Annotated in this window: 17 protein-coding genes; 1 reads left to right on the top strand and 16 read right to left on the bottom strand. The window is 29.7% G+C overall.

All coding sequences use genetic code 11. The features are described 5' to 3' along the window. Window positions 1-31 precede the first annotated feature (31 nt). The 14 genes from KQI38_RS17885 to KQI38_RS17820 all read right to left on the bottom strand — a co-directional run bounded on the left by KQI38_RS17885 (window position 32) and on the right by KQI38_RS17820 (window position 12469). Complete coding sequence (locus KQI38_RS17885) at window positions 32-1153, bottom strand: glycosyltransferase (RefSeq protein WP_216561818.1); 1122 nt, start codon at window positions 1151-1153, stop codon at window positions 32-34. An 18-nt stretch (window positions 1154-1171) separates the two neighbouring features. After that, a complete protein-coding gene (locus KQI38_RS17880; protein WP_216561816.1) occupies window positions 1172-2743 on the bottom strand; it encodes an O-antigen ligase family protein in 1572 nt (523 codons plus the stop codon). Between the two features lies 1 nt (window position 2744). Beyond that, entirely contained in the window at window positions 2745-3239 is a 495-nt protein-coding gene (locus KQI38_RS17875) for a DUF4330 domain-containing protein (RefSeq protein WP_216561814.1), read from the bottom strand. Further along, window positions 3240-3707: a DUF4330 family protein gene (locus KQI38_RS17870; RefSeq protein WP_216561812.1), complete on the bottom strand. Its 468-nt coding sequence runs from the start codon at window positions 3705-3707 to the stop codon at window positions 3240-3242. A gap of 23 nt (window positions 3708-3730) precedes the next feature. Next, window positions 3731-4987, bottom strand: coding sequence for a glycosyltransferase (locus KQI38_RS17865; RefSeq protein WP_216561810.1), 1257 nt, complete (start codon window positions 4985-4987; stop codon window positions 3731-3733). Between the two features lie 2 nt (window positions 4988-4989). Further along, window positions 4990-6270, bottom strand: coding sequence for a nucleotide sugar dehydrogenase (locus KQI38_RS17860; protein ID WP_216561808.1), 1281 nt, complete (start codon window positions 6268-6270; stop codon window positions 4990-4992). A gap of 29 nt (window positions 6271-6299) precedes the next feature. After that, window positions 6300-7370, bottom strand: a complete 1071-nt coding sequence (locus KQI38_RS17855; protein WP_216561806.1) for a GNAT family N-acetyltransferase — start codon at window positions 7368-7370, stop codon at window positions 6300-6302. A gap of 10 nt (window positions 7371-7380) precedes the next feature. Next, window positions 7381-7854, bottom strand: a complete 474-nt coding sequence (locus KQI38_RS17850) for a hypothetical protein (protein ID WP_216561804.1) — start codon at window positions 7852-7854, stop codon at window positions 7381-7383. Window positions 7855-8038: 184 nt separating this feature from the next. Next, entirely contained in the window at window positions 8039-8389 is a 351-nt protein-coding gene (locus KQI38_RS17845) for a type II toxin-antitoxin system PemK/MazF family toxin (protein WP_094899102.1), read from the bottom strand. Next, window positions 8386-8667 carry a CopG family ribbon-helix-helix protein gene (locus KQI38_RS17840; protein WP_216561802.1) on the bottom strand — a complete coding sequence of 94 codons (282 nt, stop codon included), beginning with the start codon at window positions 8665-8667 and terminating at the stop codon, window positions 8386-8388. Before KQI38_RS17840 ends, KQI38_RS17845 begins: the two co-directional genes overlap by 4 nt. Before the next feature lie 117 nt (window positions 8668-8784). Then, entirely contained in the window at window positions 8785-9954 is a 1170-nt protein-coding gene (gene alr, locus KQI38_RS17835; protein ID WP_216561800.1) for an alanine racemase, read from the bottom strand. Between the two features lie 13 nt (window positions 9955-9967). Further along, window positions 9968-10552: a LolA family protein gene (locus KQI38_RS17830; protein ID WP_216561798.1), complete on the bottom strand. Its 585-nt coding sequence runs from the start codon at window positions 10550-10552 to the stop codon at window positions 9968-9970. 47 nt (window positions 10553-10599) lie between these two features. After that, window positions 10600-11889, bottom strand: coding sequence for an NAD(P)H-hydrate dehydratase (locus KQI38_RS17825; protein WP_246565916.1), 1290 nt, complete (start codon window positions 11887-11889; stop codon window positions 10600-10602). Beyond that, entirely contained in the window at window positions 11867-12469 is a 603-nt protein-coding gene (locus tag KQI38_RS17820; protein WP_216561796.1) for a hypothetical protein, read from the bottom strand. The genes KQI38_RS17825 and KQI38_RS17820 overlap by 23 nt, the downstream gene beginning before the upstream one ends. Window positions 12470-12596: 127 nt before the next feature. Here KQI38_RS17820 and KQI38_RS17815 point away from each other — a divergent pair, with 127 nt between their 5' ends. Further along, a complete protein-coding gene (locus KQI38_RS17815; protein WP_216561794.1) occupies window positions 12597-13820 on the top strand; it encodes an MFS transporter in 1224 nt (407 codons plus the stop codon). 75 nt (window positions 13821-13895) lie between these two features. Here the strand turns inward: KQI38_RS17815 and KQI38_RS17810 are convergent, their stop codons facing one another. Then, window positions 13896-15509, bottom strand: a complete 1614-nt coding sequence (locus KQI38_RS17810) for an ABC transporter ATP-binding protein (RefSeq protein ID WP_216561793.1) — start codon at window positions 15507-15509, stop codon at window positions 13896-13898. After that, a complete protein-coding gene (locus KQI38_RS17805; protein WP_216561791.1) occupies window positions 15506-17152 on the bottom strand; it encodes an ABC transporter ATP-binding protein in 1647 nt (548 codons plus the stop codon). The genes KQI38_RS17810 and KQI38_RS17805 overlap by 4 nt, the downstream gene beginning before the upstream one ends. Window positions 17153-17188: the final 36 nt, after the last annotated feature.

The raw sequence follows: 17188 nt of genomic DNA, 5'->3' as shown, positions 1-17188 counted from the left end.
CATTCTTTTTTCAATAAAAATATTATATGGTTCATTTCACATCACGCAGTATTTCTTGATAAATTTCAACATGCTTTCTTGCCATTGCGTTAGAAGAATAATTTTCTTCAACCTTTTTATATAATTTTTCTCCCATCTCTTTAATTTTAGACTTATCTGATGATAAAATATCTATTTTATCAGCTAACTCTTTACTGTCACCGACGGGAATTAAATAACCATTTTTGTCATCTTCTATTAATTTACTTAGTCCACCTACATTTGTTGATATAATAGGCTTTTTCATTAGTGCACCCTCTAATATCGCATAAGGAAAACTCTCACTTACTGAAGTTAAAGTATTTATATCTATAGCATTAAAAAATGAAAATGGGTCCTTTACATAGTCTAAGAAGTAGATATATTCTTCTATGCCTAGTTCTTGAACTAGTGACTCTAATTTCCTTCTTTCATATCCATCTCCTGCAATTAAGAAGATTATATCTTTTCGTCTATTAAGTATAATAGATGCAGCATTAATAAAAGTCTCGTGATCCTTTACTTTATCTAGTCTTGCTGCAATACCAATTATAATTTTACCTTCATAGTTAATTCCATACCTTACTAAAAACTCTTCTCTAGAGATATATTTTAATTCTTGTTCCATATCTATACCATTGTATGCTGTAAATATTTCCTCTTCTTTAAAACCTCTATCTATTAGCATATCCTTAAAAGTATCTGAAATAGCAATAAAATATTTAAATCTCTTAAGAGCAAACTTATTTAAAGAAGTGAAAATAATTTTTTTATAGAAATTATCCTTAAAATCTAATTCATAATCACTATGAATAGTGGTGATAAATGGCTTTTTCACTTTTTTTCTCAAGAACATGGCAATAAAATTTGCTCTAGCTCCATGGCAATGAATTATATCATATTCTTCTCTTTCAACTTCATCAGCTAGTCTATGTACTACTGACATATCTGATCTACTTTTCTGCTCAAATACCTCAATATCTATACCAGCAGCTTTAGCATCATAGAAGAATGTATCTTCAATAAAACATATAATTTTTGCATCTATCAATTTATCGATACCCTTTATAAGAGAGATTATGTGAGTTTTAGCTCCACCTGTATCTCCACCGCTTATTAGATGAAGTACCTTCATTTAAGACCCTCCTTTCTATTAATTGGTTTCTGTCTTTCCTTTTGGTGCAAGAGTATTTATTAATGCAATTACAATCCAAAAGTATATGACCATAGCAGGCACTTCAAATATATTTTCAACAAAGTTTTGTGCCAGTACCCCCATTGCCCCTGAAAATAATCCGATAGCAAGGATTCTCTTTTTAATATCATCCTGATATCTTATTATCTTCATAGCAAAAATAATAAAGCATATAATAACAAAAGCTAAACCAACTATACCATATATTCCCATTTCAGTTAACGTTTTAAGATAGTAATTATCTAGATAGAAAGGAGCCAATTGATTATTAATTGCTACTGCTCCACCATATCTACCAAGTCCAACGCCGAATAATCTGTTTCTACGCCACATAGTAAGCCCTATTTCCCATCTATATAATCTACCTCCAGCCGCAGATTTTATTAGGTATACAGGAGATAACATGAACAATAGTCTTTGACTTAAAGAACCACCAAATAAAATAAATATACCTACAAAGGCTATAAAAGGTATTATTAACCTTGGATTTAAAGTAATAATGAAAATAAACATAGCTCCAGCAAAGGCTAACCATGCTCCCCTAGATAAAGTTAAAAGTAAACCTATGGTCATAAACATAGTTGCACTAAAATAAAATACTCTCATATATTTATCCTTATGAGTAATAAGCATTGAAATTGCAATAGGAATAAGTAAAACAAAAATAACACCTAATATATTAGGACTACCAACTATAGAAAAAGCCCTAGTTCTAATATTTTCAGTTGTATCCACCCAATTCCCAGGCATAGGAACCTTCGCAATATATTGATATACTGCATGGATTCCCATAAACAATCCTGTAGAAAGCATTAAGTTAATCACTCTCTCAGAATCTTCTATACTTCTAATAAATTGTGTAGCCACAAAATACCAAAGAATATGCTGGAAAACTGCGCGAAATCCTTCTATTGCTATACCTAGATTAGGCGCAACTATAAACACATGGCAAATTCCTAAAACTATATAGATAGCCGCGGGCAAATCCATAGGTGTAAAATTATGCTTAATTTTTCCACCAGATAATATTCTTTTAAGAATTATATATCCAACTAGAAGAATTAATAATAATTCATCCCATATGGAACCTAAAGAAGCTAATCCGCGAGTCCTTCTAATTACAAAATCCACAACTATATAAGAAGCAGGAATAAATATCAATAAATCTAACCAGGAACCTTTACCTTTTATCTTTTTGATTATTCTATATAAATAGCTATTATCTCTAATAGGCCTTTCTGTAACTACCTCTTCTGTATTTATTTTTTTCATAAAGGGTCTTAAAATTACACTATTTGTTAAGGAGTTAAATATAAATTCTTCCATCTTCATAAATTTCTTATCTAAATTCATAAGAAATATATAAATAAAACTAATATCCATCCAAGTTTTATATTCTTCTGGCTTATATTTTCCTTTATTATCGGTTTTATTTTGCATCCTAAATAAAAAACTATTATCTGATAATTTTTTAAGGCTAAGTAATAGGTTGAAAATAAAACTTCCTTTAATAGCTTTTCTTATATCCATATTAATCCACTACCTTTAAACTTACTATTTGAGCTTTTAACCTATATAAATCAGATTCTATAAAGATTATTTTGCCTTGTCTCAACTCTTGTTTTCCAAACTTATAGCTATAATTTTTATATGGAGTAGTTGCTTTAAACTTGATCCTAGCCTTTTCCATCATTGGATCTATTGAGGTAACTACATTTCCATCCTTATCTAAATTTGTCGCCTCTACAGGTAATATTTCAACCTCTTCTATATAAGCGTCTAAATAATGCTTCATCTCGCCTAATTGATCTCCAACTGCTATTACATCAAGATATCCCTTATCTGTTACAATAGTTGCCTCTACTTCCACATTAACTATTTCATCCTTTACGGATAAATCTGCAAGATCTTTATTTAATATCTTTAAAAGAGATAAAAATATTAAAAATGCTACTAAAATCATAGCAAGAAAATCTAAAATATTTATTTTACCAAAAATTCTACCTTCTTTATCTATTAGTTTCAATTATTTCACCTCTATATGCTTTATAGTACCAGGAAATTCAACTGTAGTTGTTTTCATTATCATAGGAAGTCCTACCTTTATCTCTTGACCGCCTAAATCCATATAAGGACCTGACGAAGCAACTTCTGCTTTAATCTTTACAGTTACTGTTACTTCCTCTGCATCTTCATAAGTAGCCATTTTTCCATCTTCACCTACAATAGATTTCACTTTTGGGTCAATGTTTATTTCTTCTACAAAACCTTTTTGTAAATTGTTTTGGGAGAAAAGTTGATCTCCTATTTTTAAATCAGTTACCATTTCTTCAGTTAATTCACTGGCTTCAACAGTTATGACTATGTTCTTGCCGCCTGCTGTCACAACATCCTTAGATTTTTTAATTATCTTACCTCGGTTTAAAAATACTATAACTGCTAACAATATGATAATTGTTATAGTCGTATCTATCCAATTCCATTTTTTCTTCACAAAATCACCTTCCTAAATTATTACTAAATATCCTTTGATTCCTTGAATATTTCAGATAGTCTTTTCGCTTGAGATTCTCTACTATATACTTGTATCTTATCCCAATTTGGTTCATGAACTAATTTACCTTCTATCCAGCTTTTATAATATCTTTCTAAAACAACACTTATTCCATCTATATCTTCAGGATCTACTACAGTACCTGTATTGGTCTCATTGATTACTTGTGCTGCTGCACCATCCTCTGGAACAATAGATAAAATAGGTCTATCAACTCTTATATATTCAAATATCTTTCCAGTATAAAAATTCTTAGATCCTTTACCTTTACCAATTACCAGTAGGAGAATGTCTGAATTATATAGCATTTGTATACTTTCCTTATGAGGCAAATATCCAAAGGATTTCATATTGTCCACTAAATCATATTTTTTAGCATATTCATCTAAAACCTCCTGATATATATTACCTACTACTCTTATTTCTAATTTACTCTTATCAATTTTTTTATTGTCAATTGCTATTTTCAATCCATCTAAAAATTCAGTTAGATTTCGTCTACCATAGAGAGAACCTGTATATGTGATTACAAACTTATCTCCACCATCTCTTGCATTATTAAGTCCAACAAAATCTTCCTCATCATATCCATTTGGTATATAAGTAGAACGCCCTACTAAAGATGGATTATCTTTAATAAAATTATCTAACATAAAAGGTGTATTAGTAATAAGAAAATCGCATTCATTAGTAACTTCTAATTCCTTTTTCTTCTCAAGATTTAACTTTATTTTTCTATACCAACTATCCAGATGATACGGATTGTTAGTCCATTCGTCTCTAAAGTCAGTTATCCATCTAATATTAGGGAAGAGTCTCTTGATATATAATCCCATCAAATGTGAACTATAAGGAAAAGAAGTCGTATAAATGATATTTATATTTTCTTTCTTGATTATCTCAGCTATCTTGTCCCTATTGAAATAATACCAAAAGTATTCTGAATCTGGTGATAATATTCTAGTACCTAAAAACTTAAATGGTAGCCTAAAGATTCCTTTCCTATTTACTGTATCATAAGGTTTTAACCTATATACTTTTAAATTTTTTGGTAAATCTTCTAGTAAAGTTTTATCAGTTAAATCTGCCACATGTTCTTTAGTTATGACTACTGGCTCGTAACCAAATTTGGGTAAATACTTAACAAATTTTGTAGTTCTTTGAACTCCAGCACCACCCATTGGTGGAAACTCATTGGCAATAATCAATACCTTCTCCATTTTTAATCCCTACCTAATAGTGTAATTTTAAAACCTAAATCTTTAAGGGAAGCTTCATCTAAGAAATTTCTAGTATCATAGATATGCTTGTCTTTCATTAATTTAGCTACTTTTTTAAAGTCTATATTTTTATATTCGTTATGATTTACTGCCAGAATCATTAAATCTGCATCCTTGACTACATCATATAAGGAATCAAGCATAAGATTACCTAACTCAAAGTTTTCTTTACATGCATGAGGGTCATGTAATGATAAAGCAAATCTGGTATTTTCTTTTAATAATTTTACCAAATTTACTATAGGGCTTTCCCTCATATCATCTATATTTGGTTTATATGTAAGTCCTAATATAGATATTTTAGCATTTCCATCTGGGAAAATTTCCCTTAGTTTATCTAATATATGATTTGGCATATTATCATTTGTTTCTCTAGCAAGTTTAATAATATTTCCTTTAATTTGTCTTTCTACAATGAACCAAGGATCAACTGCTAAACAATGTCCTCCAACCCCTGGTCCCGGTTGATGAATATTAACTCTAGGATGCCTATTAGCTAAAGTTATAACATCCCAAGCATTTATTCCCATCTCTTCACAGGTTATGGCAAGCTCATTTGCCAAGGCAATATTAACATCCCTATAAGTATTTTCCATAAGCTTACACATTTCTGCTGTTTTGGAATCAGTTGTAAAAATCTCCCCCTTAACAAAAACACTATATAAATCCTTAACTAACTGAGCAGATTTTTCATTTATTCCCCCAATAATTCTATCGCTTTCAATTAATTCTTGAATTATTTTGCCTGGTAAAACTCTTTCTGGTGAATGAGCAACAAAAACTTCTTCTCCTATATCAAGTCCTGATTTACCAAGTATAGGTAATATTATTTTTTCAGTAGACTCTGGTGGAGAAGTAGATTCTAGAACTACTATATTTCCTTTTCTAAGTACGGGAACTATAGATTCAGCTGCTTTTCTAACATAATCCATATTAGCAGTTTTGTCCTTGTTAATTGGTGTAGGAACTGAAATAATAAAAACATCAGCTTCTTCTAATTTGCTAATACCTTTTAATTTTCCCTCTTCTACAACTTCATTAACTAAATCTTCAAGACCTGGTTCTTCAATTATAATTTTTCCTTGATTTAAAGCATTTATTACTTTTTCATTAATATCATAGCCTAATACTGTCATTCCAGATTTAGCAAATATGGCAGCAGTAGGCAAACCAATATAACCTAATCCAATAATAGTTATTTTCATATCCTTCGTTGATGTCATAAATTCTCCTCCATTTCGCCTTGCATCATTTAGTAGATATCTGATTCAATGGGCATAACATACCAGTTTTTCTCATTGATGATGTAGTTTTCCAATTCTTTTTTTTGTGTTAAATCCTTAACTACAAAAGATATTGAAGACCTAGACTTGAAAAAACCTAATTTAACTAGAAATTGACGATATTTCATAGATTCAGAAGCCCAAGATACTACAAAATCTATTTTTTCAACTTTAAAATATTTTTTTGCTTCTAAGTAAAGACCTGTTAATATGCTTTCATCTATACCTATCATATCTACAATACTTCCTAGTTTTACATTAGATTTCCCTCTCAAACTTCGTTCTTCTATCTTTACTACCATATATCCCATTAATTCATCTTCTAAATAAGCTCCAAAGGTATTATAATGATTCTTAGGATGATTTTTGATTCTCCAGTTTAAGAATTTACTATCCCTTTTTGTCATTATTTGACTACTTGTCTTTATTTTATCCCAAAGCATGTCAAAGTCTTCATTAAATTCCTTTACTTCCTTAAATATATAAGACTTATTAATCTTCATTGTTCTTTCCTTGTAGATAAATTTTATGAATAAGGTACTAGGTAAAGCCAATGCTTTAGCTAAAGGTTTCAAGTTTATTATACTAGATAAAAAATTATCTAATTTATAAGGCTTAAGTAGTAGTGGAATATCCCCTACCAAGGTCGCATCAATATCATCTCCTAGTAAGCCTCTCAATGCTTCATTAGTTGGAAATCCAACTCTGACTTCTATTCCTTTTAGGTCAGCTAATTCATAAGATTTTTTAACCATTTTCTCATATATACCTTTTCCTCTATACTCCTTGCTAATCATAGTATCTACTGAATGGCCTGCTAATATCTCTTTGTCATTAATTATAATCTTTGTAGGGATAAGCGTACATTGTCCTATTATCTTAGAGTCTTCTTCTGCTACAACAATAATTGGCTCTCCCCATGGATTTTCCATGAATTGCCATTTCCAATATTCTTCTTCTCTAGATGCAGTGTATATTTCATTAAATAAATTTAATATTCCCTTTTCATCACCACTTTTGTACTCCCTTATATCAACCAAGGTACTCCTCCTATCGTATTTCATAATCTCCTTTAACTAGGAAAAAACTATTTGTTAAAGCTCTAGCGCCTCTTCCATCATCTCTAGGTATTATAAGTAAATGATTTGCTATAATATTTTCCTCCATTGCCAAATCTTTACCTACAGTAATATCTGTTAATCCATTCATTACACCATTGACTACTATCGCTATAGCTCTAGCTTCTCCTGAACGTAGTATGATCTCTGTTCCATCTTTACAGATTAAAGATTTTCCTGCTGGTACTTCAACTACTGCCCATGATCCCGTAGTCTCATTTCCAGTATTTTTCTTTCCTAATTCTGTATCTACATAGTATTTTAATTGCTCTATTTTTTTCTCTACATAACTAAGAGTGACTAATGGATCTAATTCAGAGCCTGGTTCTGAAAATACCCTTGTTGCTCCTAATAATATAACTATTGCACTTAATCCAATTCCTATTCTCTTAATTTTATTTTTCATATGTATTAACCTCCTAAAATTTAGTTAATAGCTAATAGTGAATAACTAATAGTTAAAAGACCCTAAATCTTTACTTAAAACTATTCACTTCTCACTTTTAACTCTTCACTGCTTTTAATTATACTACAAAACCAATAAAAAAATAAGCATTAAGTAATGCCTATTTTAAATATGTATGTATTCACTATAGTTCTATTAATCCTAAGCTTATTTTTAAGCATTCATCTACGTTAGACATCATTTCTTCACTGAATCTTCCTATTCTCTCTCTAAGTCTCTTTTTATCTATAGTTCTTATTTGCTCCAGAAGGACTACTGAATCCTTTGGTAGTCCGTATTCTGGAGCATTTATCTCTACATGTGTAGGCAATTTCGCCTTATTTATCTGGGAAGTAATTGCAGCAATAATAATAGTAGGACTATATTTGTTTCCAACATCATTTTGGATAACAAGTACTGGTCTTACCCCTCCTTGTTCAGATCCTATAACAGGACTTAAATCAGCATAATATATATCTCCTCGTTTAACTATCATAATATCGCCTGCCTCTTAAGACTTGCTTCATATGTGGCTAGTTCAAGAATATCTTGCTCTAACCCCATTTCAGCAAAAGCTAAATTAATTTGACTCATTTCCTTATATCCTTCCCTCAATTTCTCAATAATATCTAATTTCTTTTTCTCACTAATAAAGAGTTTCATGGCTTCTGCTATAAAATCAGAACGGTTTTTATACTCCATAGGAACCATAACATCAACTTCTTCTAGGAGGCTATTGGGTAAACTAACTGTTATCCTTCTAGTCTCAGCCATAAAGGCACACCCCCCACACAAAATCTTGGATAAAAAATATATAAAATAGCCTAAAACAATTATATATGCTTTTCGTTGCCAATGTCAACCTATTCATCAATTTATTCCTTTTAAGCTTTATTCCAGTAAATAATCTTTTATCTTCACTATATTTCCATTAGATATATAGACTCTAGGAACCCTTCTACTTACCATGCATACAATCTCATAATTTATTGTACCAATTTTTTCTGCTAGTTCATCAGCATGAGGATATTCTGGTTCACATCCAAATATTACCACTTCATCTCCTAGTTTCACATCTTCTATATGAGTGACATCTATCATACATTGATCCATACATATTTTCCCTATTATTTTTGCCCTTTTACCATTTATAGTTACTTCAGCTTTCTCAGTTAGCAATCTAGTAAATCCATCTGCATATCCTATGGGTATAGTTGCTATCTTTGATTCCTTATCTGTAACAAAAATTTGTCCATAGCTGATCCCAGTTCCCTTAGGTACTGCTTTTAAGTGAGATATCCTAGCTTTCAAAGTCATTGCCGGCTTTAACTCTATATCCTTTCTCACTTCATCTGAAGGATAAAAACCATATATCATTATTCCTGCTCTAACCATATTTAGATTATACTGTGGCAAATCAATAATTGCAGCACTATTAGATACATGTTTTATTGGTATATTTAATCCTTGTTCTTCCAAATCATTAACTATGTTTACGTATTTTTCAAATTGACCTCTTGCATGAGATTTATCAGTTTCATCAGCTTTTGCAAAATGAGTAAAAATTCCTTCTATATAGATATTAGGAAGCTTAGATATCTTTATTATATCTTCTATAGATTCTTTAGCTGGAAGAAATCCAATTCTACCCATTCCACTATCAATCTTAATATGAATTATGGCTGTTTTTCCTAGTTCTACTGCTTTATTTGATAATGTCTTAGCTTCTTCATAGTTGTATATAGCTTGAATTAAATCATAGTCCAATAGTTTTCCATATTGTGTTGGAGGTGTATAACCTAAAATTAATATTGGTTCAGTTATATTTCCTTTTCTTAATTCTATAGCTTCTGTTAGAATAGCTACTGCTAATCTATCTGCACCATTATCTAGAAAAGTTCTTGAGATCTCTACAGAACCATGACCATATCCGTTAGCTTTTACTACAGCAGTAACTAATGCATTCTCGTTTGTATGTTTTCTCACCTCTCTAATATTGTGAGCTAAGTTATCTAAGTTGATTTCTGCCCATACTGGCCTTGTTTCATCTAAAGTATACATTTAATAATCCCCCTTATAATTTTGTCTTTAGGTTTCTAATAAATTTAAAGTTTTCATAAGTAATTTCTACCTGTAATGCACCACTATCATCAAATATATTTAATTTATATGGAGTATAATTTTTCTTTTCTATCCAAATCCTTGCAGAATCCCTGTATTTATTTTTTTCCTCAAGCTTAAATTCAAAAGTAAGATATTCTTCATTATTTATCTCCTGAGTACTAATTGTACTTGCCTTAGATATATTTTCATAAAATCCTCCTATTAGCATTTGCTTATTTAAAGATTTTATTGTTACTAATGATATGGATTGGTTAATTGATGGATGTTCAACAAAAACTTTATCATCAGTATTTAGTATTATTATACCCTTGCTTTCTTTTGGCTTTAAAATTTCTAGTTTATATTTGTTAGGTTTGTTATATGTTTCTTCTATTAAGTATATTGATTCTGTTTCGCCTGAAATGATTTTAATATTAGCTTTACATTTATATCCGTTATATTTTTCATATGTTTTTTCTATTTTAGATAAGACTCTTTTGTCTTTATACAGAATCTTCTCCTTAGGAGAAAAGTTACATGATGTTAATAAAACCATAAGGATCAATATAAATAATAGGAGCCTTTTCAATATCACCCCAACCTTTACTCTTGAATTTTTTTAATACTGTAGGGGATATTTTCTAATATATCTGTAGCAATAACTCCATGTTCTCCTTTATAAATACTAGCTAAGTCTCCTGCTAATCCGTGACAAAATACACCTAGCTTTGCTGCATCAATTGGTATTAATCCTTGACCTATAAAAGAGGCTATAATTCCTGTAAGTAAATCCCCAGATCCTGCAGTAGCCATTCCTGGATTCCCAGTTGCATTTATATATATTTCATTCTTAGGTGATGCAACTACTGTATTAGCTCCTTTTAAAGCTACTATTATATTATATTTCTCAGAAGTATATTTAGAATAATAAATTCTATTTTCTTGAATTTCCTTTGTACTTATACCTAGGAATCTTCCCAATTCTCCTGGATGTGGGGTAATGATAATTGGTTGATCTCTTTTATATAAAATATCTGGATTAATGGATAAACAATTTATTCCATCTGCATCTATAACTATGGGCCCTTTATAATTATTTATAATTTCTTCAGTTAGATAAGTTCTTTCCTTATCTGCTCCAATACCAGGCCCTATGGCTATTGCATCCATTCCTTCTATTCCTTCTAAAATATCAGATAATGAATCTTTTGTAAAATATCCTTTATTCTTATCTTCTGCTGATTTTACTATTACTTCCGTAAGCTTTATGGACATAATATTTTCTAAGGATTTAGGTACTATACTATATACAAGACCTGTTCCAGCTCTTAATGTTGCCATTGACGTTAAATAAGGTGCACCTACCATCCCTCTACTTCCACCTATAACAGCCACTCTGCCATAAGTTCCCTTATGACTATCTCTACTTCTTCTGGGCAGTAATTTTTTTATAGAATCATCTATTTTTATATTTATATTATTGCTTCTATATCCTATTGCGAAGGCTAAAGCATAATCTTCCTCATGAGAAATAGATATTTCTATACTATCTAAACCCAGTTCTTCTAATTTTTCTTTTCCCTTATTTATAAGGTTTACATAGGGTTTTCCACTCGCACAATGAAGTATCTCTATTTCTTTCCAGCCTACAGACCCTATCCCTGTTCCTAGAACCTTGCTAATAGCTTCCTTAGCAGCAAAAATACCTGCTATAGTTGTGTACTTATGACCACCATTGGAAATGTATTCTATTTCTTTTACTGTAAATATCTTATCATAGAATCTACTCTTTTTCTCTGATATTATTTTTTTTATTCTATTTATATTCACGATATCTGTTCCCATGGATATTCTATCTTCACATATCATTTTATTTAAATCTCTCTTTATCAATTTTTTCTATAACTTCTGATCCTAAAAGTCCATGAAGAAAAGTATATGTCTCATTTATCCATTCTTCATAATCATGCTTTGTTTTTATTAAATTCTTTAATTTCTGTCTTAAAGCTTCTATTTCCCCTATTGATTGAGTAACAATTTTTTCTTTAACTTTAAGCTCATCATAACCATATTCAATTGTCAGATTTAACAATTTAAGATTTGCCTCTCTTATTTCTTTTGGTATTGTCTCAAGTTGAAAAGTCAGTTCCTCTAGCTCTTCGTTTACACTAATCATTCGATTTTTATAATCATCTAAAAGTGCTATATTTTCAACTTTATTATCGTTATTTATTGAATCTGATATCCCAAGAATCATTTTCATACATTTTAATTTTTCCTTCTGTAATTCCCTGTTTCGAATTTCTAAATCTCTTTCTTTTGATACAAGTTGAATAAGTTCTTCTTTAGCACTTTGAATATTCTTATCATTAACATCTCCAAACAATTTAACCCAAGATTCATCATTATACAGTAAAGGTATTTTATTTTTAAGCAATATACTTTGATCTAAACTAATATTTCTACCAAACATGAGACCACTCCCTATATATAATTTTACTATTTTATTTGAATATTACAAACAATATAATTCTTTATTTAATTCAGAACTTATTATATAATGTTGCTAGAATCTGAATAAATAATAGAAGGTGTATAAATTGACCGAAAGCTCCATTTCTCTCCAATATGATTTTAATTATAACAAGAGAATTAATATTTTAAATGGAATCTTAGCTACAATTGTAACCAACCTAGTTAACCCATATTATTCAAAGTTTGCTGAAAGATTAGGAGCTACTGATTACCAAATAGCTTATCTTACATCCTTACCTCATTTTATAAGCATATTAGCTTTTATACCTGGAGCTATACTGATTGAATCATTAAGTAATAAACAAAAAACTATAGGCGGTACAATGTTATTACATAAGATTTTCTTTTTATTTATAGCTATTATACCATTTTTAAATGTAAATCAGGCTAGTCTATTTGTCCTAATGATAGGTTTGATGAATTTACCAGGTAGTATTGCAACTATGGGATATCAAGCTAGTATGGGAGATGTGTTTTGCATAAAAGAACGAGGCGAAGCAATGGGCCTTAGAAATAAATATTCTTCATTTATTGGAATAATTATAACGTTTATATCTGGGAAGCTACTTACGTCTATACCAAAAACAGATAAAGATACTATAAAGCTCTATCAGATTTTCTTTATTATTGCATTTATAGTATCTGTATTTGAAGTGATTTCTTTCTTTAAATTTAAAGGTTTTGCAACTAAAAATAAAAAAGAATCTAATTATTTTTCTTCTTTAAAACAGGTACTAAAGGAAATACCTAATAATAAAAAATTCCTTCTATTTACTTTTGCATCACTTTTCTTTCATATTGGCTGGGTAGGTGCTCAACCTTTATTTAATATTTATACTATAAAGATATTGAAAGCTGATGAAAATTGGTTAGCTGCCATATCTATAGCTAGTGCCATTTCCTCAATATGGACATATACTAAATGGCCAAAATGGGCAGATAAAAATGGAAATAATGTTACTTTAGCTATAGCTATTATAGGAATGGGTGTAACTCCCATTCTATATGCAGTCTCTAACCAAATATGGCTGTTAGTATTATTCAATGTTTTAATAGGAGTATCAGTAGCTGGTACAGTTCTGTTATTGTTTAATATATTATTAGAAATCATTCCAAATGAAAATAAAACTATTTATATAGCTATCTATAATACACTTATAGCTATTATCTCCGGTATTTCTCCTATTCTCGGTGTAAAGGTAATGGATATGACAAATATATACATAGCACTAATTGCAGTAGCTGCGATTAGACTGGCATCAAGTATATTTTTCTATAAAATGAAATAAAAAGACTTTCGTCTAGATTAAGAATAGTAGATTTCCTATATATAATAAAAAATGAGCTAATTAGCTCATTTTTTATTATATAACTGTTTTATTTTTAACTACAAAAATTTTATCATACTTATCTTTTGTTTCTTGGAATATTACATGACTTACATTTACTATAGTTACACCATCTAAATCTAATAATGTATTTTCTATCTCTTTAGCTACCTTAGAATCTAGACTTGCGAAAGCTTCATCAAGAAAAATTATATCTGACTTGGAAAGGAGTCCTCTCGCTATGGCAACTCTAGATCTTTCTCCTCCAGAGATATTCTTTCCATTATCATATATCATAGTATCAAGTCCGTTTTGCAAACCTTTTACAAAGTCTTTCAATCCAGCTCTTTCTATAGCAAGATTAATTTCCTCTTCACTATAATCTTTATATAGAGTAATATTGTTCCTAAGTGTATCTTCAAATAGAAATACTTGTTGGTCTACATTAGAAATATTCTTAAAATAACTTGCTTTCCTAATATCCTTCAAACTTTTGCCATCAATTAATATATCTCCATTGGTCGGATTGAAATATTTTCTAAAAAGCTTTAATAATGTTGATTTTCCTCCACCGCTAGGACCTACAACTAAATACTTTTCTCCTTTCACGATGTTTAAATTAACATCTGTTAATACTTCCTTATTTTCATATCCAAAGGATACATCATTAAATTCAATGCTATTATTAAATTCATTTATATCTATTGTTTCTTCATAGTTGTCATAATTTTTAAGACTTCCATCCATTTTCTCAAATAATGATTTAACCGAAAATATCTTTGGGAACCATTCCGCTAAGTTCATCAGAGGAAAAATCACTCTACTCATATTATTTACTATTAAAATAACAGCCCCAGTAGTTATTGATCCCCTTATAGCCATAAAAGCTGATATAATAAGAATTCCAAATGTTGAGCTATACATTACAAGTTGCTGCAAAGATAAAGTATAAGTATGAATTTTATCTATTGTATATCCCTTATATTGAATATCTTTACTTTTATTATAAAAATCTTCTTTAACTTTTTCATTTAGATTATTAGCCTTAATAATTTGGAAGGCTCCTAGGACTTCTTTTATATAAGATGTATATCCTTCGAATAGATCTGACCTATGTTTTTCATGTCTTTGTAACGGCTTTCCTACTGCCATTGATAAAACCACTGATATTATAGATATGCCTATTCCAATAAATAGAGCTGATGGACTTACTGAGGCAATAACTATAAAGGATACTAAAAATCCAATAAAGCTGTTTCCTACTTCATATATTCCTTCTAAGTACTTCTTCTCTATATTATTCATATCATTAGTTATAGCAGATAAATATTTTGCATTATTCTCAGATTGAAATTCATTAATATTTTTACCAAATAATTTCTCTACATAGCTGACCTTTGTTTTAACTAAGGATTTATATATATATAATCCCCTTGTATAAGAAGAGAGGATGTTAAATGGAAGTGATAATCCAATAAATAAGAAGGCTTTTATAGCTTCTTCTTTAAACAAGTTCATATTTCCTTCCATAGCCGCATCAATTATCCTCATAATCTTAATAGTTATATATCCGTCTAAGGCTATTCCAATAGTCAACACTAAAAATGCTAGGGCTAGATATACCCAAGATTTCTTTATGGACCTTTTCATATTGCCACCTCCATAAAGTATTCATTTGAATTATATTCATTGATCTGATTGTTTTTAATTTCTAAAACATGATCATATTTTTCTGTTATTCCTTCATAATACCTATGAGAAATAGCAATAACTGTACAATCTAAGGAAAGTATTGTCTCTTCTACCTTTCTTCCCAATTCCTCATCAAGACTTGAGGTACCCTCATCTACAAATAAAATCTCACAATCTTTAACTATGGCTCTAGCAATGGAAATCCTTTGTCGCTCTCCTCCAGATAAATTCTTTCCATTTTCCATTAACATTTCATCAATTCCATTTTCCTTCTTTTGAAGTAGATTATCTAGCCCTGCTTTATTTGCTGCCTCTTGGATTTTTCCTTCATCATAGGATTTATATAATGCTATATTATTATATATGGTATCCTCAAATAAAAATACATCTTGATATATGAAAGAAACTTTATCATTTAAGCTAGATTCTTTAATCTCCCTATAATCTATGCCATCTACAGTTATTTCACCTTTATAATCATCATAAATCATTGATAGTAATTTAATCAATGTCGATTTACCCGAACCACTTGTCCCTTTGAGTAAATATTTCTTACCCTTTTCAATCTTGAAGGATGTATCTTTCAAAATTTCTTTTCCTTCATATTCAAAGTATAGGTTTTTAACTTCTATCTCATTTTTAAATGTAAATTCCTTTTCCTTTTGTATATAAACCGAATCATCTTCATTGCTCTTTGTTATCTTATCATATATCTTAGCTGATGATTTCAGTTGATTAAAAAGAGGTAAAATAGAAGTAACATTCCATATACAACCATTTGCTAATTGCACCATAAAGGTTACCTTGGTTAAAGACATACCTTTTCCTAATAAAGTAGACAAATAAACCATAGATCCTATTAAGAATCCAAAGCCTAAGAACTCCATAATTCTTCTTTGGCTATCTGTATATATATTAAATTCAAACTTTTTTCTTTCTAATCCAGTAATAGATTTCAATGCCTTAGATAGAAATCGATCTTCTATATTATTTAATTTCAATATCTCTAGTCCATTAAAAGTATTTGACATCTCTATGGCAAAATTCTCATTATATTCTGATACTTCTTCTTGAAGTTTTACTGTCTTACTTTCAAAACTCTTGCTAATAAAAAATAATATTATGGAGATAACGAAAGCACCTATGGCAAATTTTATATCTAAAAACCCTATTATAGTAAGTGATACCACATATACTCCACCACGAAATATTACATTAATAAGCTGTAGAAAAAAGTTACTTTCAAATATATTAATATCATTGATTAGATTAGAAATATAGCTATCCTTGGATTTCTTACTAAACTCTTTATAGGATGAGTTTAATATCTTATCAAATGCTAAAAGTCTAACATCTAACAATGTATCCCTCATGAAGGATATTCTCATAAATCTAGATACTATATACATTACAGCTCCTAATACTGTTACTCCCAGTGAAATAAAACAAATTCTAATGAAATTTTCCATTGTTCCAACTTGAATACTACCTATAATCATTGACATAACCAAGTTTACCAATGTGTTATCTAACACTGGTATAAAGCAGGCCAGTATGTAAAATATAAATCTTGATTTCCGTTTAAGTAAAAGTTCTTTCATCGTATCCCCCCGTTTAATCAATTTATAATTAATAAT

Source organism: Tissierella carlieri, assembly GCF_018917285.1.
Taxonomy (GTDB): domain Bacteria; phylum Bacillota; class Clostridia; order Tissierellales; family Tissierellaceae; genus Tissierella; species Tissierella carlieri.
The sequence above is the reverse complement of the archived record's forward strand: the minus strand, read 5'-3'. Positions and strand labels throughout refer to the sequence as shown.

Coding starts and splice junctions, on each gene's coding strand:
- KQI38_RS17820 (WP_216561796.1), bottom strand. CDS start 12,469: ATGTTTGGTAGAAATATTAGTTTAGATCAAAGTATATTGCTTAAAAAT.
- KQI38_RS17830 (WP_216561798.1), bottom strand. CDS start 10,552: ATGGTTTTATTAACATCATGTAACTTTTCTCCTAAGGAGAAGATTCTG.
- KQI38_RS17845 (WP_094899102.1), bottom strand. CDS start 8,389: ATGATAGTTAAACGAGGAGATATATATTATGCTGATTTAAGTCCTGTT.
- KQI38_RS17805 (WP_216561791.1), bottom strand. CDS start 17,152: ATGAAAGAACTTTTACTTAAACGGAAATCAAGATTTATATTTTACATA.
- KQI38_RS17885 (WP_216561818.1), bottom strand. CDS start 1,153: ATGAAGGTACTTCATCTAATAAGCGGTGGAGATACAGGTGGAGCTAAA.
- KQI38_RS17860 (WP_216561808.1), bottom strand. CDS start 6,270: ATGACATCAACGAAGGATATGAAAATAACTATTATTGGATTAGGTTAT.
- KQI38_RS17880 (WP_216561816.1), bottom strand. CDS start 2,743: ATGGATATAAGAAAAGCTATTAAAGGAAGTTTTATTTTCAACCTATTA.
- KQI38_RS17865 (WP_216561810.1), bottom strand. CDS start 4,987: ATGGAGAAGGTATTGATTATTGCCAATGAGTTTCCACCAATGGGTGGT.
- alr (WP_216561800.1), bottom strand. CDS start 9,954: ATGTATACTTTAGATGAAACAAGGCCAGTATGGGCAGAAATCAACTTA.
- KQI38_RS17850 (WP_216561804.1), bottom strand. CDS start 7,854: ATGAAAAATAAAATTAAGAGAATAGGAATTGGATTAAGTGCAATAGTT.
- KQI38_RS17840 (WP_216561802.1), bottom strand. CDS start 8,667: ATGGCTGAGACTAGAAGGATAACAGTTAGTTTACCCAATAGCCTCCTA.
- KQI38_RS17810 (WP_216561793.1), bottom strand. CDS start 15,509: ATGAAAAGGTCCATAAAGAAATCTTGGGTATATCTAGCCCTAGCATTT.